Here is a 25,968-nt window from a genome sequence, read left to right as displayed (position 1 = left end):
CAGTCAATACGAATCGGTCCATCAAAAGCTTGAATCACATCGCCAAGCTTTGGTGAATCCCCACAGGCCTTAGGCGGCCTGCTTGGCGCGCGATTCCGACTTCTCCAGATAGTAGCTCGAATAGCGGTCGAAGAACTTCTCCGAACCGCCAAGCGAGCCGTATTTCGCCAGCTTCTTCAGCTCGACCTTGTTGAGCACCGCGCCGACGACCTTGTCGGCGATGTAGGGTTCCTGTTCCAGCATCGAGCGCACCATGGCGCGCGGCGTGCGGCCCCATTCGGTGACGAGCACGAAACCGTCGACCAGGGGCGCGAAGGCCTTGGCGTCGACCACCGGGCCGAGCGGCGGCAGATCGACGATGATGTATTCGAACGTCTCCCTGGCGTTCTCGATGAAGCGCCGCATGCCGGCCGAGCCCAGAAGCTCGCTGGTGTGCGAGAACTGGCCGCGCAGCACGGCGGGGATGATCGCCAGCTTGGTCTGGCGGTCGACCTTGCCGACCGACTGCCAGGTCTGCCCGTTGACCACAGCTTCCATCAGCCCATGCTCGGTCTCCATGCCGAGGCTGCGGCTGAGGCCCGGATTGCGCAGGTCGCCATCGATCAGCAGCGTCTTGGCGCCATTGGCGGCGAGGAGGCCCGCAAGGTTTGCCGCAACTGTCGACTTGCCTTCGCCGGGCAGGACCGAGATGACGCCGATCACCCGGCTGTCCTTGTCCTCCATCACCACGTCGAACGCGATCTTGGCGTTGCGGAGCGTCTCGGCGAACATCGAGGCCGGCGCGTCGAGGCTGACCCGCATGCGCGCCCTCTTTTCGGCGGCCGATAGGCTCGCGACCTTGCCGTCGGCCGGCAGGTCGTCCGGCTTCGCCTCCTTGGCCCTGCCGCCGCCGATCGTTGGCAGATAGCCGAGGAACTTCAGGCCGACGCGGTCGCGAACGTCCTCGCCCGTCCGGAAGAAGCGCTCGTTGAATTCGTTCAGGCCGCCGAAACCGGCGCCGAGCATAAGGCCAAGCACCAGCGAGAGCGCCAGCACCCTGATGCTGCGGGGGCTCGACGCGGCAAGCGGCACGTTCGCGTCCGAGATGATGCGCACCTTGCCGACAGGGAAGGATTGCTGCTGCGAGGCTTCCTGGTAGCGGCTGAGGAAGGTCTGGTAGAGCGTGGAGAGCGCCTGCGCCTGCTGGTCAAGCTCCCTCAGCCTCACCTGCGATTCGTTGTCGATCGAGCTCTGGCCGGCCGCGGTCGCGATCTTCTGCCTGAGCTCGGCCTCGCGCGCCTGCGCCACCTGGAAGTCGTTGCGATAGCTTTCGGTGATCTGCTTCAACTGCCCGAAGATCTGCGCCGACACATCGGCCTTTTCCCTGGCGAGCGCCAGCGCCTGGGGGTGGTCCTTGCCGAAATTGGCCTCGACATCCTGCAGCCGCTTGGAGACGGCGAGATAACGGGTCTTGAGCCCGATGATGACCGAGCTGCTCGGCTGATCGGATGCGATCGCCGAATCGTTGAAAGCATTCTCGGAGCCGCTGTCGACGATCGCCTTGTACTGCTGATAGCGGGCGCTGGCGCGCGCCGTATCGGCCTGCGCGATGATGAGCTGGGCATTGAGGTCGGACAGCTGCTTGCCGCTGATCAACTGGCCGTCGCTGTTTGCGGACAGCCCGTGCTCGGCCCTGAATTTCTCGACCTCCATCGAGGCCTGTTGCGAGCTTTGGCGAAGCTCGGTCAACCTGCCTTGCAGCCAGACGGCCGCGCGCTCGGTGGCGTCGAAGCTGGCATTGAGCTGGTCGGCCAGATAGGCGTCGGAATATGCCTTGGTGATGGCCGTGGCGAGAGCCGGATTCGTCGACTGATAGCCCAACGTAATGACGTTGCTGCGGCCGTTGCGATCCACCATCAATCCGGTCTGCAGAACGAGGACCGCATAGTCATGGGTCGCGGCCTTCATCATGGCTTCGCGCGTCGCGGCATCCACATTCTCGATCCCAGGGAGTTCGCTGGCCGAGCTGCCGCGGAAATAGGCGACGATACCGCGCAGGAACCCGACACCCTTGGCCAAAGCCGACTGCGGCGGGTTCATGAACTCGTCGTTCTGGTCAAGCTTCAGCTTGTCGACGACCACCGAGGCCAGCCGCGCGGAGCTGAGAATTTCTATCTGGCTGAGGATCGTTGCGTCCGTCTGCTGCGTGGCGCTGACCGCCGAAATGTCGTCCACGACCTTGTTCAGGCCCTCGTCGATCAGCACGCTCGCAACGGACGTATATTGCTTGGGCGTCGTCTGGAGATAGATCACGCCCAGGAACAGGCCGATGACGGCGCAGATCGCCACCACCTTGGCCTGCCGGGCCGCCATGCCAAGCAGGCGCTCGACATCGATGAAGTCTTCACCCTTTTCCGGTTCGGTGCTGAGCAATGGCATCCTCTTGTCGAGAGGAAAGTTGGCATAATTCATCTTCGGTCCAATTCCAGGTTGCAGGCGCTACCGGCCTTCGAAGAGTGGCGTCGTTACCAGAAAAGACCACGCAACATCCGTGCCACGGGGCGCCCGGCCAGGAAGGCCAGGCGCTTGCGCGGCTGTCGCGCCATCGCGATTTCGCATATGCACCCAAAATTTGGGCATTATGCGGCTACTTCCCGGCGCTCGTGCGACCGGACGAATTGCTGCAGCATTTCGAAGACAGGTCCTTTCATGTCGTCGCGCGCCAGAGCAAAGGCGATGGTGGCCTCGATGAAGCCCTCCTTGGAACCGCAATCGAACATGCGGCCGTTGAAGGGCTGGGCATAGAAGGGCTGGCTCTCGGCCAGGCGAACCATGGCATCGGTGAGCTGGATCTCGTTGCCAGCGCCGCGCTGCTGGGTGCCGAGCAGCGCGAAGATCTCCGGCTGCAGGATATAGCGGCCGTTGATGTAGAAGTTCGACGGCGCGTTGGCCGGAGCCGGCTTCTCGACCATCGAGGTCACTTCGAAGCCGGAGGCCACCTCGGCGCCGCGGCCGACGATGCCGTATTTGCCGGTTTCCGAAGGATCGCAGCGCTCGACGGCGATGACGTTGCCGCCGGTCCGCTGATAAAGATCGACGGTTTCGGCGAGGCAGCCCGGCGCGCCGAAGGACACCATGTCGGGAAGCAGCAGCGCGAACGGCTCGTTGCCGATTACGTCGCGCGCGCACCATACGGCATGGCCGAGGCCGTGCGGCGACTGCTGGCGGATGAAGGAGGTGGCGCCGGCCACGGGCAGCAGGCTCTCCAGCGATTGGAGCTGCGCCTTCTTGCCGGTCTGCTCGAGAGTCCCGATCAATTCAGGATGCAGGTCGAAATAGTCCTCGATCACCGCCTTGTTGCGGCCGGTGACGAAAACGATGTGCTCGATCCCGGCCTCGAACGCCTCGTCCACGGCATATTGAACGACAGGCTTGTCGACGACGGGCAGCATTTCCTTCGGCATCGACTTGGTTGCCGGCAGGAACCGCGTTCCGAGCCCCGCCACCGGGATAACTGCCTTCCTGACTTTCTGCATTGCTTATTCCTTCTGAGGAGATCGATTTTTACCTATCGCTGGCTATGAAACCGCTTCCATCCGCCCGCATGCTTCACCTCCCCGTGCCCACGGCAAACTGTGCCGCCACCCTTCTCAACCGAACCGCGATCGGCATCGACATATGCCTGACCGCAGCCGGATCGCTGAGCGCCGTGCGTATCGCCTTGAGCGGCGCACGCGCCTTGATGTGCTGAACCAATGACAGGAACGAGGCCGCCTTGCGCAGGCTGCGGCCGCGTCTGGCGAAGGCGGCCTTGGCGCCTTCGTCCATGAAATGCGCGGCGGCGAAGGCTGTGTCGGCTTTGGCCATCGCCTCGACATGGTGCAATTCGAGCACCCGCGAGATCGAGCCGGTGCGGATGTGGTAGATATAGCCGACGGTCGGCTCGACCACGCAGCGACCGCCCTTCGCCAGCGCGCTCGCCAGAAGAATGTAGTCTTCGCCGATGCGCAGATCCTCGTCGTAGCGCAGCTGGTTCTCGTCCAGGAACCGGCGCTGGAAGATCGGCTTCAGATAGCCGAGGTTGAAGCGCGATTCGAAGACGACGTTACCGGCGATGTAACCGGCAAGCGAGATTTCGCCGAGCGCTTCGAGATAGCCGGTCGGGAACATGACGTCGTCGGGCGTGCCGTCCTCGCGTACGACCTGGACATTGTCGACCGCGATCTCGGCACCCGCCTTTTCCGCCCGCGCGATCATGGCCGCCAGCCTGCCCGGCAGGACGGCATCGTCGGAATCGAGCACGGCGACCCAGCGGCCACGGGCAAGGTCGAGCCCGGCATTCCTGGCGCCGCCAGGACCCCGGTTGGCTGGAAGCGCGACCACCCTGACTATGTCCTCGGGATAGGCGCGCGCGACATCGAGGGTGCGATCGCTCGACCGGTCGTCGACGACGATAATTTCGATCGTGACGTCGCGCTGCGCCATCGCGCTGGCGATCGCCCGATCGAGCGTCGCCTCGGCGTTGTAAGCGGCGATGACGAAGCTGACGTCAGGCTGCACGCTTGTCCCCTTCCTGTGGGTTCAGGCCGTACTGGCGGATTTCGCGGACGCCGACCAGACCGCTGACGACGCCGACATGCATAATGCCGCGCAGCACGCTGCGGTTCCGTCGCACGGGGCTGACCGCGGTCAAAAGCGCCATGCCGAAGCAGTAGGCCGCCTTGGCCGAAGCAAGGCCGACCTGGCCGGCACGGCGCACACCGCCGGTGTTGTGTCCGATGAGGTGACCATGCGTCTGTCCGAAGCGGAAGCGGCGGCGGCGCAGCCACTCGAAGGCAGCCCTCGAGCGCGGCACCACCTCGTCGACAAAGGCCCGCGGGGCAAAGGCGATGCGTCCGCCGGCCTTGACCATGCTGTCAAAGAACTCGGTGTCCTCGCCGCCGGTCTGGCCGCGCGCCAAGCTGAAGCGCCGGTTGCGCAGACTCTCCTCGGTCATCCTGAGCAGGACATTGCAGGTGTAGCCGGTGCGGATCTCGCCGCGCACCCAGACGGGCAAGGTCGAGTGGAAATCGCCCTTGCGCATCCAGCCCGGCGCATCCTGGCGATATGTCGCGCGGACCGGCCCGAGCACGGCGGTCGCACCGGTCGCCTCCGCGGTCGCCGCGAGTTCGACGAGCCAGCCCAGCGAAGCCGTCTCGTCGTCGTCGATGAAGGCGACGAGGTCCGATACGCTGGCATCGAGGCAGGCGTTGCGGGCGATCGAGATGTTGCGCGCCGGCGCATGGCGATAGCGGATCGGCAGCTTCAGCTCCTGCGCCAGCGCCTTCACCAGCGGCTGCGCGCTCGGCTCGTCGTCATTGTCGGCGACGACGACACCGAGCTCGAAGCCGGCTGGCCTTTCCAACGCGGCGATGGAACGCAGCGTGTCGGCAAGCTCCGGCCTGCGGAAGGTGCAGATGCAGATATCGATGCTGCCGTTCTTGTTTGCAGCCATCACGCCGCCTCGCGCGACGGCTGCGGGCCGAGGAGTTGCAGCCAAAAACCCATGGACCAGCCCAAATGCATGACCATCACCGACACGCCGGCCAGCGCGATGGCCGGATTGCGCTGGCCGATCGCGGTCCGGACGCCATAACCAAGGCAGACCGCCGCCCATATCAGAAACGGCACGGCCGCCACCACAAAGATCGGAGACAAGACCGTCAGCAGCACCACCGGGAACACCAGCAACGGGATCATCTGCCGCAACTTCGGCATCATTCGATGCTTCAGCACGTTCCTGGCGCGGCCGCGGCCATAGCCGAGATACTGGAAAAAGAGGCTCTTCAGCGTCGAGCGCGGATAATAGACCATCTGCGTCTGGCCGCTCATCCAGATGCGGTAACCGGCCAGCCGGAGGCGATGGTCGAGCTCGGCGTCCTCGTTGTGGCTGAAGCTTTCGTCGTAGCCGTCGACCGCGCGGAAGGCGGCGATGCGCATCAGCGCATGGTGGCCGTGGTCGACCCATTCGCCGGCCGACATGTGGCGATGCTTGGAGCCGCCGGTGCCGAGCTTGGAATTTTGCGCTGCCGCCACTGCTTTTTGCACTGCGCCGGTGCCGCTGGTCAGCATCGAGACGACGACCGAATCGGCACCGGTGGCATGCGCTTCCTCGACCAGCCTGTCGCAGTAATCGGCGGGATAGCCACCATGCGCGTCGATGCGGATGAGATAGTCGGCGTCGTCGCCGAACGTCGCTACCGCCAGGTTGATGGCGGCGCTCTGGATGCGCTTCGGATTGGCGAGCAGCATGACCCGCGGGTCCTCGGCGGCGACCCTTTCGACAATGCCTTGCGTGCCGTCGGTGCTGCCGCCATCGGCAACGACGATGCGCGCGCCGAGCCGCGCCGCAGCCGGCCGCAGCTGCTCGAGCAGCGTGCCGATATTGGCGGCCTCGTTGAGGCACGGAATGACGATCAGGCTTGATGCGGTGGTCCGCGTCATCGGCTTTTGTCCATTCTCAGCCATCCTATGCCAGCGCCTCGGTCGCGAAGGTTCCGCGAACGGCGGTCAGGGCGCGCAGCTTGTCGACGAAAGCCAGGCAATCGCCGCGGTCGTAGCTCCAGGTCCTCGGATTGCGGGCCAGCACCCGCGACTTCAGCTTGCCGAAGCGTTCCTCGCCCATCCGGCCAAGCGCGGTGTCGAGCCCTTCGGGCGTGGCCTCAGACAGAAGCACGCCGATGTCCTGCTGCTTGAGGAACCGGCCGGTTTCGGTGCTCGCCATCGAGATCGGCACGGCGCCGAAGCGGCAGCCTTCGTAGAGGCGGTTGGGAAGCAGCCATTCGGAATTCTGGCCCTGCTCGAAGAAATCGATCGCCCAGGAGAAATGCACCTCGCGGTAGATCGCCGCCATGTCCTCCGGATTGCGGTAGGGACCGCGGAAGGAAAGCCAGGGCTCGGCTTCGACGAAGGCGTGAAAATCCGGGAATTCCGACAGCGCCGGGCGGCCCCTCAGCACCACTTCGAAGCGTCCGCTTAGCCGGCGGGTGAACTCGGCCAGGAGTTCCAGCGAGCGGCGGCAGCGCAGCGCGCCGAACCAACCGATTCGCCAGGGCGGCGCCACCGGGCTGTCGTCCTCGCGCCGATGATCCGCCGGCACCGGCATAGTGTCGAAATATTTGTTCTCGATCAGCTCGACCGGTGCGGCGATTTGCCCGAACGGCTTGAAGTAGTTGGCGATGAAGGCAGGCGAGCTGGTCACCAGAAGCTTCACGTCGCGGGCCAGATGGCGTTCGGCGCCGCGCAGCGTCTTGCCGATCAGGTCGTTGCGCAACACCAGCCGATGGATGTCCAGGCATTCGTAGACGATCGGCACGCTCCCGCCGAAAGCGTGGTTCGCGCGGCGGGCAAGCGCCAGCATCTCGAGGTTGCGCGCGATGATCAGGTCGGGCCGCGCCACGCCCGCGAACTTGGCGCCGATCGACATGGCGGCCTTGGCCACAGCGCCGATGCGCTGCGCGAATCGGCCGTCGCGCGTCCGGCCGAGGTCGACCGGCGCGAGGCCTTCGATCTCGGCGATCGGATTGGGGGTGCGGCGGAAACCCGCCAGGGTGATCCTGGCACCGCCTGCCCTGAGCATTTTGACCCTTCGGCGTACCGCCGGGTCGGATACGTCATGCACAAGGTACAAGACATGCAGCATGAAACTCGACCGCAGTTGGGCCCGCCACCCAAAGAGGATGCTAGTACAGCTTTTGCTGCATCGCAACATTTTTGGTGCAGCGTAGCAAACAACCGCACATTTTTTGTTGCGCTGCAAAAACCTCTTGCGGTAGTTTGTGGATGGCGGCGGGCGCCGGTCACGACGATGTCGGGCTGGCGCAAAACAGGGATTCCTGAATTTGGAAACCAATGCATTCGATCCGCCCGAGGGCTCACTGCGCAGATCGGTCGGTCGCGGCGCCGTCGTCACCGCGATGGCGCAGGGCGTGCGGGTCGCTACCCAGATCGTCTCCGTCATCGTGCTCTCGCGACTTTTGTCGCCGCAGGATTTCGGCGTCGTGGCGATGTGCGCGCCGGTGCTTGCCTTCATCGCGCTGTTTCAGGATTTCGGCCTGACCCAGGCGACGATCCAGAAAACCGGCATCCGGCATGAGGAGGTCAACTACCTCTTCTGGATCAACACGGCGGTGAGCGCGATCCTGGCCTGCGTGCTTGCCGGGGCGGCTCCCCTGGTGGCTGCCTTCTACGGTGAGCCGCGCGTGACGGGGCTGGTCGCCGCGTTCGGCCTGCAAATCATGGCCTACGGCCTCGGCGCCCAGCACCTGGCGCTCATGACGCGCCGCATGGAATTCACCCGGCTCGCCGTCATCGACGTCGCCAGCGCCGTTTCCGGCCTCGTCGTCTCGATCGCCTGGACCTTCATCGACCGCTCCTATTGGGCGCTTTTTGCCGGCACGCTGACCGGCGCCGTGCTGCCGACGCTTTGCTACTGGGCGTCCTCGCGCTGGCGTCCCGGGCTGCCGCGCAAGGTCGAGGGCATCGGCCAGCTGATCCATTTCGGCGCCGGCATCACCGGCTTCAACTTCGCCAATTTCTTCGCCCGCAACCTCGACAATGTGCTGATCGGCAAATATTGGGGCGAGGCGCAGCTCGGCCTCTACGATCGCGCCTACAAGCTGCTGCTCTTCCCGCTCAGCCAGATCACCAACCCGTTGTCGAAGGTGATGGTGCCGGCGCTGTCGCGGCTGAAGGACGAGCCGGACCGCTACCGCAGCGCCTATCTGCGGGTCATGCCGCTGATCCTTCTGGTGGCGCTGCCGGGCGTGGCCTTCGCCACCGCCATGTCGGATACGCTCATTCCCTTCGTGCTCGGCCAGCAGTGGCGGGAGAGCGCCAATATCTTCCTGGCGCTGGGGTTTGCCGGCCTCTTGCAGCCGCTCAACAATCCGGCGGGATGGCTGTTCGTCAGTCAGGGCCGTTCGGGCGACTTCATGCGCTGGGGCATCATCACCGCCGTGACCTCGGTGCTCGCCTTCGCCATCGGCCTGCCTTATGGCGCGCTTGGCGTCGCGGTCGTCTACGCCGTCAGCGAATATCTCAGGACGCCGTTCCTTTGGCTCTATGTCGGCAAGACCGGACCGTTGCGCGCGAGCCATGTGCTGCACGCGGCGACCCCCTTCGTGCTCGGTGCGCATCTGGCGCTGGCGCTGGTCTGGCTCGCCAAGCCGATGCTGCCGGCGCAGCCCGTCATCGCCCTCGCCGGCGGCGCGGTGCTGTCCTATGTCGTCACCATCATCGTCGCGTTCGCCTTCGGCGCCGGCCGCGAAGCGCTTCGGGAGGCCTTGCGGCTGATCCCGGCACGCGGGTTTTCCCCCGCACCCAGCGAGGCGAAATGACCTTGCCGGCGCAACTGCAATGGGAATCCGGCCGCTGCCGGACAGCCGCAAGGCCGCTGATTTTTGAGGGTAAGGCAACAGCATGAATTACCGATCGATTTCAGACATGAACGACGCGATCGCGCGGAACCTGCACCGGCTGCCGCGTGACATCGACCTGGTGGTCGGCGTGCCGCGAAGCGGCATTCTCGCCGCGACGCTGCTCAGCCTGACGGCGAACATCCCGATGACCGATCTCGACAGCTTCCTCGCCGGCAAGATCTACACCTCGGGGATCACCAAACGCCGTGCCGCGCTCGACCGGCAGCATTCCGAAATGCGCAAGATCCTGGTGATCGACGACAGCGTCAGCGGCGGCAACGCCATGCGCGACGCACGCGACAAGATCGCGGCCGCCGGCATAAAGGGCGATTTCGTCTTCGCCGCCGTGTTCGGCCTTCTGTCTGAGCACAAGGAAACCGACATCGTCTTCGAGGTCGTGCCGCATCCCAGGATGTTCCAGTGGAACTTCATGCACCACGTCTTCCTCGAGCAATGCTGCGTCGACATAGACGGCGTGCTTTGCCTCGACCCGACCGAGGAAGAGAATGACGACGGCCCGGCCTATGAGAAGTTCCTCGCCGAGGCGCGGCCGCTGCTCGGGCCGACGCGCAAGATCGGCTGGCTGGTGACCAGCCGGCTGGAAAAGTACCGCAAGCTGACCGAGGCATGGCTCGCCAGGCACGATATCAAATACGACCACCTCATCATGCTCGACCTGCCGAGCAAGGCCGAGCGGCAGCGGCTCGGCGCGCATGGCAGCTTCAAGGCCGATTTCTACCGCAAGTCGGACGCGATCCTGTTCATCGAGAGCGAGCACGAGCAGGCGCTCAAGATCGCCAAGCTGTCGGGCAAGCCGGTGCTGTGCGTCGAGACCAACATCGTGAGCTTCCCCGATGCGCTGTCGCTGCCGGCGCTTCAGCAGACGGCACGCAACCTTCCCGCCAGGCTCAGACAGATCAATTCGCCCGACGGGCGCAAGAAGGTCGCGAGAGCGGCAGTGCGCGCCCTGCTGGGCACACGCGGCTATGAAATGCTGAAAAGCCGCGTCAAAAGGCCTGCGTAAGTAAAATCTTACGCAGCTGGTCTTTGCGTAATTTCGGACGGAAAAGCGTTACGCGCTTCTCCAGCTCTATGCGGCCCGCCGGGGGCGCTGCTGCGCTGCCCTCTCGAGCAGGCCGAAGAAAGTGGCGAACTGGCGGTCGGGATCGAGTTCCGGGCGTTGCGAGAAGGCGAGCGCCGCCTCCGAGAGCCGCTCATACTCCTGGCGGCCGTTCCAGAGCCGCCTGATCGCGCCGACCCAGTCTTCGAGCGACGCGTCATAATCCAGCACCACGCCTCCCACGCCGATCGCCTCGGGCAGGCCGCCGCGCCGCGAGCCGACGACCGGAATGCCGCTGCAATGGGCTTCCGAGGCAACGCGGCCCCAGGCCTCTTCCCATTTGCTCGGCGCAAGCAGGATCTTCGTGCGGCCGTAGACGGTTTTCATGTCGCTGGTGCGGTTCTCCAGCCTGATGTTGGAAAATGGCGCGATGGTCCGCTCGATCTGGGCGCGATGGTCGTCCTCGAGCTTCCAGCTCTCGACGAACAGGAAAGGGATCTCGGGGCAGGCGGCAGCGATGCGCACCGCGAGGTCAAAGCCCTTTTCCTCGTAGGGGTTGATGAAGGTGATGAACTCACCGGTCGTCGGCGTGCTGTAGGTGGATGGGTTGATGGTCGGCGGGATGACGGTGGAGTCGATACCGAACTCCCGTTTGTAGGTGCGTGCCGTGAATTCGGAATTGGCGATGTATCGCGCCGCATCGAGCTCGCGCAGGTCGCCTCCCAATTCGTGGAATTCAACATTCCTCAGATAGACGACCAGCGGAACGCCCTCGGCCTGCAGCGCCTTGCCGAGCGGAACGGAGTTGTGGCACTGCACGACGGCGACGTCCGGCTGCATTTTCTTGACGGCGAAAGCCGCTGCCTCCCAGGGGAACCAGGCACGCACCACCGGATAGCCCGGAAAGCTGTCGATCACGGCAGGCTGGCCGAGAAGCTTCATCTTGGCGCGAGCCTTGTAACCGAACATGCCCTGGCCGAACAAAGCGGCGAGCACCGAGGCCTCATGACCGTGCTCGATGAGCTGCTCGACAAGGTGATGCGTGCTCGATTGGACACCGCCGCTGAACTGCGGCGTGTAGCCAGTACCGCCTGCGAAAAGAACTTTCATGGGCTCGGCTCCTTGTCACGTTTTTCTTGGCCTAGCGGCGAATATGCCGCCGGGCAGTATCAGGCATTCCGCTGCTCGAGATCGGCAAAGGGATTGGTGCATGGATGCCAGCCAGTGAAGCGGATCGGATCGTTGGGCGAGCTGCGCCAGGCATAATCGGTCAGCATGTGGAACTCGGCGATGACCCAGCGCTCGAAATTCCCGACATCCTGCCGTTTCTGCCTGGGCAGCAATTCGCGCGCCTTGTCGAGCCGCACGGTCTCCAAAAACGTCACCGCATCCGCCAGCTTGTCGCTCGGGAACACCCACGGATTGCGGTTGCGGAATTCGAGCACGAACTGTTGCAGGTGCTCGATGCGCATGTTGAGCGGGCCGAAATATTTCTCGAGCGTGACGCGGACCAGATCCTCATCCGAGAAGGACGATACGGCCGCGGCGGCGATGCCGGTCGAAGCAATGCCGCCGGCAACAACGGCCAGTGCAGCGCGGCGCGTGATCTTCATCGGCCCCTCCCTCATGCCAGCCGGCTCGCCGCCCGCAACGAAAGCGCGGCGGCGGTAAGGCTTGGGTTGGCGCAGGAACAGCTCGGATAGGTGCTGGTGCCGACAACGACGAGGTTCCGGAGCTGGTGGTGGATCATGTCGCGGTCGACCACCGAGTCGGCCGGGCCGGTGCCCATCCGCAAGGTGCCCTGCACATGCGATTCGGTCGGCCTGATGCCGCGATCGAAGATCTGCTCGACCGGTAGCGGCTTGAGCAGCGCCGGCAGCCGCTCGAGCGCCTTGGCCATGCCCTTGGTTGCATAGTCGGAGGCGCCCTTGAAGCTGACAAAGGCGTTCTCGTTCTTGTCGAGGACCACGCGGTTTTCCGGATCGAGCAGATTTTCGGTGACTATGACCAGCGGCAGCACTTGCCGCAGCCGCCCCTTGTCGGCGCGCATGCCATGCTGCCAGCGGTTTTCGAAATAGACCAGCGCCGCCGCGTGCTCGGCGCGATGCGGGCCGTCATAGAGGCCGAAATTCAAGCCGGTGGTTATGGTGCTGCCGTCGAAATTGTCGACGCCGTCGAGATAGGCCTCGTAGTTCCAGCCATAGGATTCGTGCAGGCCGAGCCCGACGAACTCGCCGCCGAGCCCGGAGCGCAGCATGATCGCCGGGCTCTGGATGGCATTGGCGCCGAGGATGACGAGATCGCCGCTGACCGAATAGTCCTTGCCGTTGCGCACGAAGGTAACCGAGCGGACCGAGCCGCCGGCGTGATCGAGCCGGCGCACTTCGGCGCCCAGGCAAACCGACACGTCCGCGTGCTGGAAGACGTGCATCAAACCATTGTTGGCGGTGAACTTGGCGTCGACCGGGCAGAGCCAGCATCTGAGGTTGGCGCAGCATGAGGTGCGCTGCGCCGTCGCCACCCGGGCACGGGCGGTCGGCATGACGAAATGCTGCTCCGGCTGCGCCGCCTTCATCATCTTGTCCGGCGTCGACATGCGGTGCGGCGGTTGCGGGAACGGCCGCGAGCGCGGCAGCATCCCGGCCATGTCGGGATCGCCGGAGATCGACATGACCTCCTCGGCATCGCAGTAGAACGGCTCCAACTCGTCATAGCTGATCGGCCAGTCGTTGCCGACACCGTAGGTGCTCTTCAGCCTGAAGTCGTTGGGATGGAAGCGCGGCGTCTGCGCAAACCAGCAGTTGGTGCCACCGCCGAGGCCGATCGTGTAGTTCCACGGCTTGTCGGCATTGTCGGTCTTGTAGGTGCTCTCGTCGTCTATGTCGGTATTGGCATTCTGGTTGAGCTGCCATTCATGCGTGTTGTGGCGGCCCCATTCGAGCACCAGGACGCGGGCTTTGCGCCGCTTCAGGAACTCATGCAGGAAAAAAGCTGAACCGAAACCGGAACCGATGACGACGAGATCGAAATGCTCGTTGGCGACTTGTTCGGGCTGAACATCCATCACCATCAGATCGAACCCTTTCCCGAAACGCGCACGATCATGGTCGGGCCCCCCATCATTGTCGGCCCCCCCATCATTGCCGGCCCCATTGTCGTTCGCCGGAACCGTTCGGCGGGAAACTCACCGCAGCCGCCGTCATGCCGCCATCCTGCCGATCGAGTGGTATTCGATGCCGTAGCGGGCGATGACCTTCGGATCGTAGAGATTGCGGCCGTCGAAGATGACCGGCGTGGTCAGCGCGTCCTTGAGCGCGTCGAAGGAAGGCGCACGGAAGCTCTTCCATTCGGTGCAGATCAGAAGCGCGTCGGCGCCGCGCAGCGCCGCTTCCTTGGTGCCGCATAAGAGCAGGTCTTCGCGCTGGCCGTAGATGGCCTGGCATTCCTGCATCGCCTCGGGATCATAGGCCTGCACCTTGGCGCCGGCCGCCCACAACGCCTCCATCAGCGTGCGCGACGGGGCCTCGCGCATGTCGTCGGTGTTCGGCTTGAAGGCGAGCCCCCACACGGCAAAAGTCTTGCCCTTGAGGGCGCCCTGGAAATAGCGGTTGACCTTGTCGAACAGCACCGATTTCTGCGCGTTGTTGCGCTCCTCGACGGCGCGCAGCAGCTTGGCATCGAACTTGACGCCCTCGGCGGTCTTGATCAGCGCGCGCACGTCCTTGGGAAAGCAGGAGCCGCCGTAGCCGAGGCCGGGATAGATGAAGTGGTAGCCGATGCGCGGATCGCTGCCGATGCCCTTGCGCACCTCCTCGATGTCGGCGCCCAGCTGCTCGGCAAGGTTGGCCATCTCGTTCATGAAGCTGATCTTGGTCGCCAGCATGCAGTTGGCCGCATATTTGGTGAACTCGGCGCTGCGCACGTCCATCACGATCATCTTCTCGTGGTTGCGGTTGAACGGCGCGTAGAGCTCGCGCATCACTGCTTCGGTGTCCTCGCTCGACGTGCCTACGATGATGCGGTCCGGCTTCATGCAATCGGCGACGGCCGAGCCCTCCTTGAGGAATTCCGGGTTCGAGGCGACGTCGAATTTCAGGTCCTCGCGGCCGCGCGCCTTCAGCGTCTCGGCGACCCTTGCCTTGATCTTCTCGCAAGTGCCGACCGGCACAGTGGACTTGCCGACGATGATCTTGGGCACATCCATCTCGCGGCCGATGGCCTCGGCGACGGCGAGCACGTATTTCAGGTCGGCCGAGCCGTCCTCGCCGGGCGGCGTGCCGACCGCGATCATCTGGATCTGACCATGCTTGACCGCCGCGGCCGCGTCAGTGGTGAAGCGGATGCGGCCGGCGGCGTGGTTCTCCTTGACGAGGGCTTCCAGCCCGGGTTCGAAGATCGGGATGAAGCCCTGGTTGAGCCGCTCCACCTTCGCTTCGTCGATGTCGACGCACACCACTTCGTGCCCGACCTCCGCGAGCACCGCAGCCTGGACGAGACCGACATAGCCAATTCCAAACACCGTCAAATTCATTTTGGTTCTAATCCTGTTTAAGGCCGGGCCGCAAAACGGGCCCGGCCGGTTCAGATGTCCCCCAAGCCCTTCGTGGGCCCGGATGTTCCGCATGATCTTATCCCAAAACCGGCTCGCGGTTTGGGGGATCATGTCTAGTTGCTGTTACTTATGCTGCATGCCAGCGATTCCGGAAACTGACATGGCTGGCCCAAAGCGGTGAAGGCGATGCGCTTGACCTGCATCGTCACCTTGCGGCCGGGATCGGCGAAGGCGCCCATCCAGTTGGTCAGCTTGTCGCTGCCCCACAGGCTGAAGAATATCTTTTGCGGATTGGTCGGCAATTCGTCCGGATTGGTCACCTCGTTGACCAGCTTGCCGTTGACATACCAGCGCAGCCGGTTCTTCTCCCAGACGAAGCCATAGTCGTTGAAACCCTTGTCGGCGCCGCCTTCGACATCGACCAGCTTGCCGTTCTTCGGCTTGCCCTGGATATAGCTGTTCACCTGGACTTTCGTCGGGTCCTTGGTGAGAATCTCGAAGTCGATCTCGTCCCAGGGCTTTTTGTCCTGTGGCCCGATATAGGTGAAAAATGCGGCGTTGAGGCCGGATCCGGTATCCGTCTTCATCCGCGCTTCATAGATGCCGTAGCCGTAGCGCTGCTTGGTCTGGACCTCGGCGCAGGCGAACTCGCGATCCTTCAGCTTGCGTTTTTCGAAGCTCAGCGAGAGCACGCCGTCGGAAAGCCGGACAAGGTCCTTCGACCATGTGCAGTTCTGATGATTGCCGTTGTTCCAGCCGTCGGAGACGAACCAGCGCGAACGGTCGAAATTCGAAAAATTGTCGACGAAGGACGGCGCGCTCTGCATCTCCTCGGCATGCGCCGGATGCGGTGGGGCCACAATGGCGACCGCAGCCGCAAGCAACGCGCCGGCGAGGCAGAGGTGCAGGCTCGTTGACCTATTCGAATGCGCGCGCGGCATGCTGGAAGCAGCCGCGGTGGAGGTGTCGTTCGGATATGCGTTCATGACAAACTTACCTTTGTGCTGTCCGCCCCAACCCAAAGTCATTCCTGGCCCGCCTCCAGAGAGCCGCTTCTGATCCTCCGCCCTTTTGGACTCCCCTATTGTCTTCTACCGATGGACTGATGTCTTGTACCGATGACGGCGCCTGGATGCGCTGTCAGCCTCTTCCCACGGACCTTGCCTGACCGGGCTGCCCGGCACTGTCGTCGACAATCGCGTCGAGCGAATGACGCAGTTCCTTCATCAAACCTTTCTGGCGCGTGAGTTCGGCAATGCGCCGCTCGTAATTCAGGATCGCGCCGGTCATCGCGCTGACGTCCGACGACTTGTCCGTCGACGCGGAGCCGTTCTCCATCGCTTCGACCAGGAAAGCCGCGTTGGTCGCCGTTGACCGGTAGCGATTTTCCAGCCCGGTCTTTTCCGCCTCGATCTCGGCGCCGATCTGGTCGAACAGCTTCGCCAGACGGTCGAAACGCTGGAGATCGGTCTGCCGGTCGCGAGCCGGGTTCCTGGATCTGAAGCCAAAAATCGAAGCCATTCGATCGGCCTTTCGGAATTGCTGCACCGCAACATAGACTGCCATTCTCGGAGTAACTAGGCAACCTCGTAGTTTCGGAAAGCGGATTTTTTTGGGAACGGCCGCGGCGCCGGCGTCTTTGTCCGATCATTCTTTCGCGACGCTTGTTGCCGGCATCAGGAAGCGCATCGGCGGGACCTGCTGCTTTGCAGCAACGCCGGCGCGGCGGAACAATGCGTCCAGCTTGTCGGCGGCCACGCCGCGAACGATCGGGATCAGGTTGGACAGGCTGGCGAAGGCATAGGCGGCGGCCGATGCCAGGCCGCGCTCCGCCTTCACGTCGAGGAAGTTGCGCAGCCGGTATTTGTCGCGCACATGGCGCTCGTGGCGCCGCAATGCGGCCTTCGAGCCCTCCGGCAGGTTGCCGAGTCTCAGCAGCGCCAGGTCGGCATCGGCAAGCCGCTTCAGATCCTGCGTCCGGTGGCGGCCGCTCAGCGAATCGGCACGCACGATCGCGCCGTAGCCGCAGGACTTGATGATCTTGAAACGCGCTCCGCAGGCGACCGCGCGCGCATAGAGCTCGTAGTCCTCGCCAAGCCGTAGGTTTTCGTCATAGCTCAACGCGTGACGTTCGAGGAACGCCCGGCTGATCACCGGCTTGAGGAAGCCCAATTCGCCGCGCAGCACGCGGCGGCGGGAAATGTTGCCGTCGATGAAACGCTCGAAATCGAGAAATTGCGGTTCGGGCGCAAACGACGGAGCCGCGACCTTGGTGGGATCGGTCGCGGCATCGTCCCTGATCAGCATGATGTTGTCCGCCGCGAAATCCCAGTCAGCGTTGGCAAACAGCCGGCTGAAACGGCCCTCGAGGAAGAAATCGTCGGCGTCGAGGATGCTGATGAAAGGCGAAATGGAGGCCTCGATCGCGGCGTTGCGCGCAAAGGACGGACCGCGATTGACATCGAGACGCATGACCTTGAGCCGGCCGCTGCCGTCATCGGCGGCGCGCGCCACATCCTGCGTGTCGTCGGTGGAGGCGTCGTCGACCACGACGACCTCCGCCACCTCCGCCTCGCGCAGAGCCGAAGCGATGGCGACCGGTATGGTCCGCGCCGCATTGCGGGCAGCGATGATGACGCAGACGCTGGGGGTCGTCACAGACATGATTCACCTTTCGATTGCGTGAGTGACAGCCCGCCCATGAATGCAAAACCGGTCTTCATCCGTTGCCTCGAACCGGCGCTGCGGCCGGCCGCTCGAAGATGCGCCGGCTGAGATCGGCAGAGGCCGCCCAGCCGGCCTCGGCCAGATAGCGCACGGGCTCGCGGCCGCAGAGCTCCCACAGCACTGTACGCCGCTGCGGCCAGCGCAGCGACGACAGCCAGGGCGCGATGACCATATGGAAAAGGTCGGCATTGTCGATGCGCGCCAGGATCCGGCTAGCGCGATCCGAAAGCAGCGTGGCGGTGCCCCCCAGCAGGACATCGGCCGCGCGCAGACCAAGCAGCAGCGTGTCGGCGAGGCCCTGCTCGGCGGCGTGTTCGAGCACTTTCTGCTGCTCGGCTTCGTTCAGCCGGCTGGCCGCGGCTCTGACATCGCAGACATAGCCGGCGCAAGGCTCGCGGTTGAAGAAGGCCTTGGCGACGCTGATGCAGGACAAGAGCAACGTGTCGGATGCCGAAATCAGCGGCATCGCGGCGCCGGCGACCTTGATCTCGCGCTTGCGGCGCAGGAAGCAGTCGATATCGCGCGGACTTGGCGAGCCCGGCTGCTGCAGCCGGTAATGGAGATCGACCGTGGCGACCCGAACGCCGTCGTCGCGGACCATATGCTGCTCACCAAGGAAGCGCACCCACCAGACCGAACGGGACTTGCCCGCGACCTCGTAGCCGGCCGAGCGCAGGGCCTCGCGAGCGGCCGAGAAACCGGACGGCGAAACCAGGATGTCGACGTCGCCGGACGGCTTCATGAAATGATCGCCATAGAGCAATTGCTGTTGCAGCGGCCCCTTCAGGAAGACGAAGTCGACCTGCCTGTCGCGTAGCACCTGATGGATGGCGATCGAATCGCCGATGCAGGCGGCATTCATCGACAGGGTGCGGCGGCGATAGCCATCGAGCCATGCGAGCAACTCACCAGGCGCACCGGTCACAGCATGCGACAAGGCCTTGAGCATAAAGACCGCGACCTTGTTCAACCTCGCAATGTCGGCGACATGGGCCACGGAGATGGCCGGAGCCGGCATGCCGCCATGGTCGGCGGCACCCGCAGCCGGATTGAAGAACAGCCGCAGGCAGGCCTGCACATAGGCGGCTTCGTCGGCGCAGCCGGCCGCACGCAGCCTGTCGTAAGAAGCGTCCTGCACGGCCATGCCCGTTGTCGTTGCTCCGCAAACCCGCCCGCGGCGGGTTATACCGCAACTGCGAAGAAAAGCATCGTCAAAAATCAGGACAGCCATCCAGCGCGTTCCAAGGCGGACCTCGTCTTTGCAACCTCCGCGTTCAGATTCGTCGCGTCGGCGATCACTTTTAAAGACAGATCCGGAGGCGACGACGTGAGCCGGCTATCTGCAGCATTTTCCGCGGAATCGCGAGGCAGGTATTTGAGTTCAAGAAATTATTCCAACTAAATCATATGCTTATTTAAGCAGCAAAGAGGCGAGTTCAGAACGCCGGATGGCATATGTCCGAAATGGAAGCCGTCTGCAACGTCATCACCGATCAAGGCAACCGCAACCAAGAATTGATTAACGCCCGGTAAATCAGGCTTGACTCATAAATGTTGCCGTGCAGCAATTGCAACGCAGCATAGTGCCTATGCTGGCGGCATTTTGAAGCCGCTTCCAGTCCTCAGTTGGAGAGTAAAATGGAACAGAATGTTGAGAAGCACGAGTACGAGACCCCCAGCCTGACGGTTCACGGTTCGATCGAAACGATCACGCAGGGCGGCGCTGGTACGACGGCGCTGGACGCGGCATTTCCCGCGCACACGCCGTTTGACCAGCTCACCTTCTCCTGAGGTTGCAGGCGCTCGGAGTTGAGTGGTTGGGGCTCCGGGCGCTTCTTTTAGACAGGTGAGCCGGGGGGCTCGTGCCTCCCGGCTTCCTGGCCGGACGATCGCAGGCAACCGATCCCGGTCCAGGTCGGAAGACGCTTGGCTTTCAGCATGGGCGTTCAACAATGAGGTTTTAGGATGCACTGGAACCCATCGGACCATGACCGCGTGGTCGCGACCGGCGATGCGGTGGCTTGCGAATTCGGCAGCGGACTGGCGTTGCTCCATCTCAAATCCAACATCTATTACAGCCTGAACGGCGTCGGCGCCTACATCTGGGAACTGATCCAGGAGCCGCGACCGGTCCTCGACATAAGAAGCGCGGTAATCGCGCGCTATGACGTCGATGCCGAACGCTGCAAAGCCGATGTCGAAGGCTTGCTCAAGGGGCTGATCGAAGCCGGGCTTGCGAGGCTCCACCATGAGGAACTGGCCTAGGGTTCTCTCCCTGAGCGGCCCGGAGATGCTGTTTCTGGCGCACTGCCTGGCAGTGGTCGGCGTCGTGCGGCTGGGGCTGACATTTTCTTCCTACAACCGCGTGCGCCGCCTGGTAACCCGGCTGGAGGCCGGGGATGACGCCGACATCGCCGATCTGCGGCGCGTCGCATGGGGCGTCGCCGCCGCCGCGCGGTTCGTGCCCGGCGCCAGCTGCCTCACCCAGGCGCTCGCCGGACAATATCTGCTTGCCCGCCAGGGCAATGCCTCCAAGATCCGCATCGGCGTCGAGCGCGACACGGGCGCCGAACTCAAGGCGCATGCCTGGCTGGTCAGCGGCAACCACATCGTGCTTGGCGGTTCGATCAACGGCTTCGCTCATCTCGTCGACCACGGGCAATAGACGATGAGCGGCGTCGCCGGAATTTTGCTGAGGCAAGACGGCAGGCCCGCCGCGGCGGCCGACATCCAGCAGATGCTTTCGCGCATGCGCCACCGGGCGCGCGACGGCAGTTCGTGGTGGGTAGACGGAAGCGCAGCACTTGGCCATGCCTGGCTCGACACGACGGCCAAGGACGGCCCCGGCCCGCTGACCATGGCCGGCGGCAAGCTCGCCATCACGGCCGATTGCCGGCTGGACAACCGCGACGAGCTTCTGGCGCGGCTCGGCATTCGCGACCGGTCGGTCGCCGACGCGACGCTCCTGATGCGCGCCTATCTCGAATGGGGCGAGGCCTGTCCGACCCATCTGCAAGGCGATTTCGCCTTCGCGATCTGGGATGCCGAGCGCCGGGCGCTGTTTTGCGCGCGCGACCATTTCGGCATCAAGCCGTTCTATTACCACGCGAGCGCCAGGCGCTTCGCGTTCGCCTCGGAAATTGGCCCTATCCTTGCTCTGGACGGGGTCGGCACGCGCATCAGCGAGCATCAGATTTCCGGCTTCCTTGCCGGATTGCCGGATGACCCGCAGTCGACCCATTATGCCGAGATCTTCCGCTTGCCGGCGCGCCACACCCTGACCGTGACGGACAGCCAGGTGACGCTTCGCCGCTACTGGCAGATCGAGCCTTCGCCAAGGCCGCTGCGCGCGGATGCCGCCGATGAGTTCAGGCATCTCTTCTCCAAGTCAGTGCGGAGCCGGATGCGCGGCACCCCTGCCATTGGCGCGATGCTGAGCGGCGGCCTCGATTCGTCCTCGATCGCCGGCGTCGCCGGCCTGCAGGCGGCCGCGGAAAACAGACCGAGGCTCAAAACCTTCTCGCTGGTCTTCGAGAAGGGCTCGCCGATGGACGAGAAGCCGTTCATCGACGCGGTGCTCGACCAGCACCGGCTCGACGGCACGATGATTTCCGTCGGCAACTACGCGCCCTTCGCCGAGTTCGAACGCATCCTGGAGGAACAGCAAGGGACGTTCCTCGCCCCCGGCCTGTCGCTCACCCGCAGCATCTACCGGACAGCAGGCGCCAAAGGGGTGAAGGTGCTGCTCGACGGCCATGGCGGCGACGAGGTCGTTTCGCATGGGCACGGGCTGCTGCATGAGCTCGCCCATGCGGGCCGATGGCTGGCGCTGTGGCGCGAGCTTCACGGCGCCTCCGGCACCTATGGCGAAGGCGTGCTCGCCATGTATTTCCGCTTCCTGACCATCTACGGACCGGCATGGCGGATCGCCAGGTGGAGGACCCGGATGAACCGGCTTCTGTCCAGGCTGCGGCTGAAGCGCGCCGCGCAGGCACGCGGCCCGGCCTGGGGCGGGCTGGTCAACCCCGAGCTTGCCAGGCGAACCGACCTCGTCGACCGCTTCCACCGGGCCGGCTATATGCCGTCCAGCGTCAGCGCCAGCGAAGCGCTCACCCATCGCTGGGTGCTGTCGACCGGACTGGTGCCGCATGCTTTCGAGGTGCTGGACAAGGCCGCCGCCAATTTCGGTGTCGAGCCGCGCTATCCGTTCTGGGACAAGCCGCTGGTCGAGTTCTGCCTGGCGCTGCCCGGCGAGGAAAAGCTGCACAACGGCTTCGGCCGCCATGTGCTGCGCCGGGCGATGGAAGGCGTGCTGCCGCCTATGGTGCAGTGGCGGCGCGACAAGATCGATTTCACCGCCAATCTGGTCAACGGCATGCTCCGCAATCATCGCGACCTTCTGGACAAGGTGCTGGTGTCCGACAGCGATCGCATCGCGCCCTATGTCAATCTGGGCGAAGTCAACGCCGCCTATGCGCGGCTGCTCGAGAAGCCCGACGAAGCCACGCCGCTCGACGTGCAATATGTCTGGCGCTCGATCTCGCTATCGCTGTGGCTGCGGCAGCTCCAGCCCGCGGGGAGCCCGGCATGAATGTTTCAATCGTCGCGCCCGCCACGAGGCTAGATCCCGATGTCGGACCCGAAGCACGGAGCGGGCGGGTCCGCCGCTTCTACTGGGCCTATGGCCTGACGATCAGCTCTGAGGTGGCGTTGCCGGAGCTGCAGCCGGCGGTGCCTGCGGCGCCCGATATCGTGATCGCGGTCGGGCCGGTCGACTTTCCCAGGCCCGCGACGGCAGGCGGAACCGCTTTTCGTTTCGAGCCGACACGCCAATACCTGTCCTGGCAAGCCGTCGGCACCTTTCTGATCAGCGATGCTTCCAGGATCGATGTCGATCCGGCCCCGGGCATTGACGATCCGCTGCTGGCCTTCCCGCTTCTGGGTCCAGTGCTGGCGCTCACCCTGCATCAGCGCCGTCTGCTCGTCCTGCACGCAAGCGCGATCGCCGTGGGCGGGCAAAGCGTGATCTTCATGGGCGACAAGGGCGCCGGCAAGTCGACCACGGCGGGCGCGATGATCAGTGCCGGTCATCTTCTGCTTACCGACGATGTCGTGGCGCTGGACCTGTCCGATCCTTCGCGGCCGATGATCCTGCCCGGCTTTCCGCAACTCAAGCTCGCCGCGGATGCCGCGGACGCCATCCGGATCGGACAAGCGGAGGTGCGGCCGCAGGTGCATCCGCAGATCGAGAAAGCGCAGCATCGCCTGCAGGAAGGATTTTCCGGCGAAGCCCAGCCTGCGGCCCGGATCTATGTGCTGGAGCGCGGCGAGCAGGCGGCGATCACCCCGCTGCCGGGCGCCGGCGCGCTGCAGGCGATCATCAAGTTCTCCTACGTCACGCGGTTCGGCCGGCAGGCGCTGGTCGGCGATTTCGCGTCCACGCATCTCGCTCAGTGCGCGCAGCTTGCCGCCCGGATCGGCGTCAGCCGGCTCGAAGTGCCGACGGGCCTCAAGCTGATCGATGAGGCCGTCGCCCTGATCGAGCGCGATCTGGCAGCCGGCGCGCAAGCAAGGTTGGCCGAGGCATGACCTGGTCCTCAAAACTTCGCCTGTCGCTTTTGCGGGACGTCGCCGGTTTCGGCGGCATGATGGCGCATATAGGCGGGCGGCGCACGCTGACGGCGCTGGCCTTCCTGATCCTCGGAAGCCTGACCGAAGGCCTCTCGATCCTGCTTTTGATCCCGCTCCTGCATCTGATCGGCAATGCCGGCCAGGATTTCGCCGTCCGGGTGCCGAACGCTCTGCGCTTTCTGGTGCCCGGCGGCACGCTGTCGCTGGCGGCGGTGCTCTGCCTGCTTGTCGCCCTGGTGGCGCTGCAGGCGATGTTCAACCGCTTCAAGTCGCTCTACATGGCGCGGCTGCTCTACGACTTCGTCAACCGCGTGCGCATGAACCTGTTCGAGAGCATCGGCAAGGCGCGCTGGGGCGTCTTCACTCGCATGCGCAGCTCCGATCTCGACCACGCGCTGACCGGCGACATCGATCGCGTCCAGGCGGCCGCCTTCTCGCTGCTGATGCTCGCCCAGGCGGCGCTGCTGCTTGCCTGCTATCTCGTGGTGTCGCTGTTCATCTCGCCGGTGATGACGTCCTTCGCCATCCTCATCGGCGTGGTCCTGTTCGTTGCGCTGCAGCCCTTCCGCGCGCGCGCCACCGCCTATGGCCGCGTGCTGACCGGCAGCCGCCAGGAGCAATACCGCACGGTCTCGGAGTTCCTTGGCGGCATCAAGGTGGCCAAGAGCCTGAACGTGGAGGCCAGCTATTTCGCCGAGCTCCGCGCGACGCTCGAAAAGATGAAGGCGGACAATGTCGCCTATGTCCGCAACAGCACCATCGGCACCGCGCTGTTCCAGGTGGCGAGCGTCATCGGCCTCAGCCTGTTCATTTACGTCGCGCTGGTGCGCTTCCACCTGTCGCTTGCCGAAATCGTCGTGCTGCTTCTGGTCTTCATGCGGGTCGCGCCGCGCTTCATGGATATGCAGGTGCAGGCACAGCAGGTTCTGATCAACCTGCCGGCCTACACCGCCATGCAGGCCCTGCAGGCGCGCTTCGACGCCGAGCGCGAGATGGAGCCGCGCGATGCCGCGCAGAACGCAAGGCTGTCGCTCGACAGCGGCCTCAACATCCGCGACGTCTCGTTCGCCTACGGTGGCGACGGCAAGCCGGTGGTGAGCGGCATCACCTTCGGCCTTCCCGCCGGCAAGGTGACGGCGCTGATCGGTCCGTCCGGCTCGGGTAAGAGTACGATCGCCGACATGCTGCTTGGGCTGCTCGAGCCGACCGAGGGCAGGATCCTGGCGGACGGTGTCGAGATCACCGCGCAAAACCGCAGGGCCTGGCGCAGCCAGGTGGCCTATGTGCCGCAGGACGTGTTCCTGCTGCATGACACGATCGCCGCCAATCTGCGCCTGGCGGCGCCGCAGGCCGGCGACGAGGAGCTTTGGGCGGCGCTGCGCAAGGCGCATGCGGCCGACTTCGTCGAGCGGCTCGACCGGCGGCTGGAAACGCTGGTGGGCGACCGCGGCATCAGGCTCTCGGGCGGCGAACGCCAGCGCATCGCGCTGGCGCGGGCGCTGCTGCGCAAGCCCTCGCTGCTCATCCTCGACGAGGCGACAAGCGCGCTCGACTGGCAGAACCAGTCGCTGATCGCCCAATCGATCGAGGAATTGCGCGGCCAGATGACCATCCTCACCATCGCGCACCGGCCGTCGATGATCGCTTTCGCCGACTGGGTGGTTGCCATCGAGAACGGGCGTATCGTCGAGGTCGGGCAGTATCAGCGGCTGAAAGCAAAGCCGGGCAGCCGGCTGGCCAGGATGCTCTCCGGCGAACGGGCCGAAGGGGAAACCGCAAAGCCGGCCGACAATGCGCCGCTCCCCGTGCCGGCTGAACGGTCAGCGGAGGCTGCCGCGCCTGGCGGTTAGCTTTTCGCTCTCGGTCACCTTTATGCCGCGGTCGGCTTCGCGGGTCCCGTCGGCAGGCAGCGGCTTGTTCCTGGCAATCATGGCGAAGACCAGAAGGAAATAACCCAGCTGAATGATGACGGCGCAAATGACGGCACGCAGGATGATGGCGCCAAGCGACGCGCCGTCGAAGTAAGACCAGCCGACCACGATCGCGATCGCGAATATCATGCCGACGATGAATTTTGGCAAAGACATGCTCGCCGTCCCGTCAACCGGCACGAGCGTGCAAAAGCACTGACTTACCCACCCGCGTAACTCCCCGTTCCGCCAAAGAGCTATTTCTGGCTGCCCAATTCGGCCGGTTGCTTCCGGCCTTCCTGACCCATCCAGACTATGACAGAAACAGTTTGCGACTCTATTAAGGCGAGACCTCCGCAGCAATGCCGGGCGCAGGAGATTTCCAACGGTTTTGCGGGATCGACTCTACCATGCTGCGACGCACACTCCGGCGTCGCCACCTATTCACCATAACGAAACCCTCGATAGTAGAACCCAAAACATTAATTAGTATTTTACGCTAAGAACTTACCGCAGCGAGTGATTCTGACGCCCTGCAACCGGCGTTCGTCTGCAGCAAAGAATGCACTGCCCAAAAACAGCCCAAATGCGGCACTACATTTCCCAAAAATTCTCTCACCTTGTCATAAACATGCCACAAAGGCCAAAATT

Annotated in this window: 23 protein-coding genes; 8 read left to right on the top strand and 15 right to left on the bottom strand. The window is 64.2% G+C overall.

All coding sequences use genetic code 11. From position 1 onward, the window contains the following. Positions 1–69: 69 nt before the first annotated feature. The 6 genes from RFN30_RS26295 to RFN30_RS26270 form a co-directional block, all read right to left on the bottom strand. Positions 70–2,451, bottom strand: a complete 2,382-nt coding sequence (locus RFN30_RS26295; protein WP_320264988.1) for a polysaccharide biosynthesis tyrosine autokinase — start codon at positions 2,449–2,451, stop codon at positions 70–72. Positions 2,452–2,618: 167 nt separating this feature from the next. Continuing rightward, positions 2,619–3,515, bottom strand: a complete 897-nt coding sequence (galU, locus tag RFN30_RS26290) for a UTP--glucose-1-phosphate uridylyltransferase GalU (RefSeq protein ID WP_320264987.1) — start codon at positions 3,513–3,515, stop codon at positions 2,619–2,621. Positions 3,516–3,588: 73 nt separating this feature from the next. Then, positions 3,589–4,539, bottom strand: coding sequence for a glycosyltransferase family 2 protein (locus RFN30_RS26285; protein WP_320264986.1), 951 nt, complete (start codon positions 4,537–4,539; stop codon positions 3,589–3,591). Next, the gene (locus tag RFN30_RS26280; protein ID WP_430699085.1) at positions 4,529–5,473 is read right to left on the bottom strand and encodes a glycosyltransferase family 2 protein; all 945 of its coding nucleotides are present in this window, start codon (positions 5,471–5,473) and stop codon (positions 4,529–4,531) included. Before RFN30_RS26280 ends, RFN30_RS26285 begins: the two co-directional genes overlap by 11 nt. Further along, positions 5,473–6,462 (bottom strand): glycosyltransferase family 2 protein, encoded by a 990-nt coding sequence (locus RFN30_RS26275; RefSeq protein ID WP_320264984.1) that lies wholly within the window; start codon positions 6,460–6,462, stop codon positions 5,473–5,475. Before RFN30_RS26275 ends, RFN30_RS26280 begins: the two co-directional genes overlap by 1 nt. Before the next feature lie 25 nt (positions 6,463–6,487). Next, positions 6,488–7,660 carry a glycosyltransferase family protein gene (locus RFN30_RS26270; RefSeq protein WP_320264983.1) on the bottom strand — a complete coding sequence of 391 codons (1,173 nt, stop codon included), beginning with the start codon at positions 7,658–7,660 and terminating at the stop codon, positions 6,488–6,490. Positions 7,661–7,859: 199 nt separating this feature from the next. Here RFN30_RS26270 and RFN30_RS26265 point away from each other — a divergent pair, with 199 nt between their 5' ends. Further along, the gene (locus RFN30_RS26265) at positions 7,860–9,356 is read left to right on the top strand and encodes a lipopolysaccharide biosynthesis protein (protein ID WP_320264982.1); all 1,497 of its coding nucleotides are present in this window, start codon (positions 7,860–7,862) and stop codon (positions 9,354–9,356) included. A gap of 82 nt (positions 9,357–9,438) precedes the next feature. Then, entirely contained in the window at positions 9,439–10,461 is a 1,023-nt protein-coding gene (locus RFN30_RS26260; protein WP_320264981.1) for a phosphoribosyltransferase, read from the top strand. Positions 10,462–10,527: 66 nt separating this feature from the next. Here the strand turns inward: RFN30_RS26260 and RFN30_RS26255 are convergent, their stop codons facing one another. The 8 genes from RFN30_RS26255 to RFN30_RS26220 form a co-directional block, all read right to left on the bottom strand. Then, the gene (locus RFN30_RS26255; protein WP_320264980.1) at positions 10,528–11,607 is read right to left on the bottom strand and encodes a glycosyltransferase; all 1,080 of its coding nucleotides are present in this window, start codon (positions 11,605–11,607) and stop codon (positions 10,528–10,530) included. Between the two features lie 59 nt (positions 11,608–11,666). Beyond that, complete coding sequence (locus RFN30_RS26250; RefSeq protein ID WP_320264979.1) at positions 11,667–12,110, bottom strand: hypothetical protein; 444 nt, start codon at positions 12,108–12,110, stop codon at positions 11,667–11,669. 11 nt (positions 12,111–12,121) lie between these two features. Next, complete coding sequence (locus tag RFN30_RS26245) at positions 12,122–13,567, bottom strand: GMC oxidoreductase (protein WP_320264978.1); 1,446 nt, start codon at positions 13,565–13,567, stop codon at positions 12,122–12,124. A gap of 129 nt (positions 13,568–13,696) precedes the next feature. Further along, the gene (locus tag RFN30_RS26240) at positions 13,697–15,028 is read right to left on the bottom strand and encodes a UDP-glucose dehydrogenase family protein (protein WP_320264977.1); all 1,332 of its coding nucleotides are present in this window, start codon (positions 15,026–15,028) and stop codon (positions 13,697–13,699) included. Positions 15,029–15,162: 134 nt separating this feature from the next. Continuing rightward, entirely contained in the window at positions 15,163–16,035 is an 873-nt protein-coding gene (gene exoK, locus RFN30_RS26235) for an endo-1,3-1,4-beta-glycanase ExoK (protein WP_320264976.1), read from the bottom strand. 154 nt (positions 16,036–16,189) lie between these two features. Next, positions 16,190–16,570 (bottom strand): single stranded DNA-binding domain-containing protein, encoded by a 381-nt coding sequence (locus RFN30_RS26230; protein WP_320264975.1) that lies wholly within the window; start codon positions 16,568–16,570, stop codon positions 16,190–16,192. A 126-nt stretch (positions 16,571–16,696) separates the two neighbouring features. Then, on the bottom strand, positions 16,697–17,713 hold the full coding sequence (locus RFN30_RS26225) for a glycosyltransferase family 2 protein (RefSeq protein WP_320264974.1): 1,017 nt from the start codon (positions 17,711–17,713) through the stop codon (positions 16,697–16,699). Between the two features lie 55 nt (positions 17,714–17,768). Next, positions 17,769–18,920 carry a nucleotidyltransferase family protein gene (locus RFN30_RS26220; protein ID WP_320264973.1) on the bottom strand — a complete coding sequence of 384 codons (1,152 nt, stop codon included), beginning with the start codon at positions 18,918–18,920 and terminating at the stop codon, positions 17,769–17,771. 494 nt (positions 18,921–19,414) lie between these two features. Here RFN30_RS26220 and RFN30_RS26215 point away from each other — a divergent pair, with 494 nt between their 5' ends. From RFN30_RS26215 to RFN30_RS26190, 6 genes are all read left to right on the top strand, one after another. Next, a complete protein-coding gene (locus tag RFN30_RS26215) occupies positions 19,415–19,567 on the top strand; it encodes a lasso peptide (RefSeq protein ID WP_124999709.1) in 153 nt (50 codons plus the stop codon). Between the two features lie 174 nt (positions 19,568–19,741). Further along, positions 19,742–20,041, top strand: coding sequence for a PqqD family protein (locus tag RFN30_RS26210; RefSeq protein WP_320264972.1), 300 nt, complete (start codon positions 19,742–19,744; stop codon positions 20,039–20,041). After that, entirely contained in the window at positions 20,025–20,441 is a 417-nt protein-coding gene (locus tag RFN30_RS26205; protein ID WP_320264971.1) for a lasso peptide biosynthesis B2 protein, read from the top strand. Before RFN30_RS26210 ends, RFN30_RS26205 begins: the two co-directional genes overlap by 17 nt. Positions 20,442–20,444: 3 nt before the next feature. Next, positions 20,445–22,367 (top strand): lasso peptide isopeptide bond-forming cyclase, encoded by a 1,923-nt coding sequence (locus RFN30_RS26200; protein WP_320264970.1) that lies wholly within the window; start codon positions 20,445–20,447, stop codon positions 22,365–22,367. Further along, positions 22,364–23,365 (top strand): serine kinase, encoded by a 1,002-nt coding sequence (locus RFN30_RS26195; RefSeq protein WP_320264969.1) that lies wholly within the window; start codon positions 22,364–22,366, stop codon positions 23,363–23,365. Before RFN30_RS26200 ends, RFN30_RS26195 begins: the two co-directional genes overlap by 4 nt. Beyond that, a complete protein-coding gene (locus RFN30_RS26190) occupies positions 23,362–25,257 on the top strand; it encodes an ABC transporter ATP-binding protein (RefSeq protein WP_320264968.1) in 1,896 nt (631 codons plus the stop codon). Before RFN30_RS26195 ends, RFN30_RS26190 begins: the two co-directional genes overlap by 4 nt. Here RFN30_RS26190 and RFN30_RS26185 read toward each other — a convergent pair. Beyond that, complete coding sequence (locus tag RFN30_RS26185) at positions 25,228–25,494, bottom strand: exopolysaccharide production repressor protein (protein WP_320264967.1); 267 nt, start codon at positions 25,492–25,494, stop codon at positions 25,228–25,230. The genes RFN30_RS26190 and RFN30_RS26185 overlap by 30 nt on opposite strands. Positions 25,495–25,968 lie beyond the last annotated feature (474 nt).

Origin of the sequence: Mesorhizobium dulcispinae, from assembly GCF_033977345.1 — a bacterium.
Taxonomy (GTDB): domain Bacteria; phylum Pseudomonadota; class Alphaproteobacteria; order Rhizobiales; family Rhizobiaceae; genus Mesorhizobium; species Mesorhizobium dulcispinae.
Note: the sequence above shows the minus strand (reverse complement) of the source record. Positions and strands in the feature narration are given on the sequence as shown.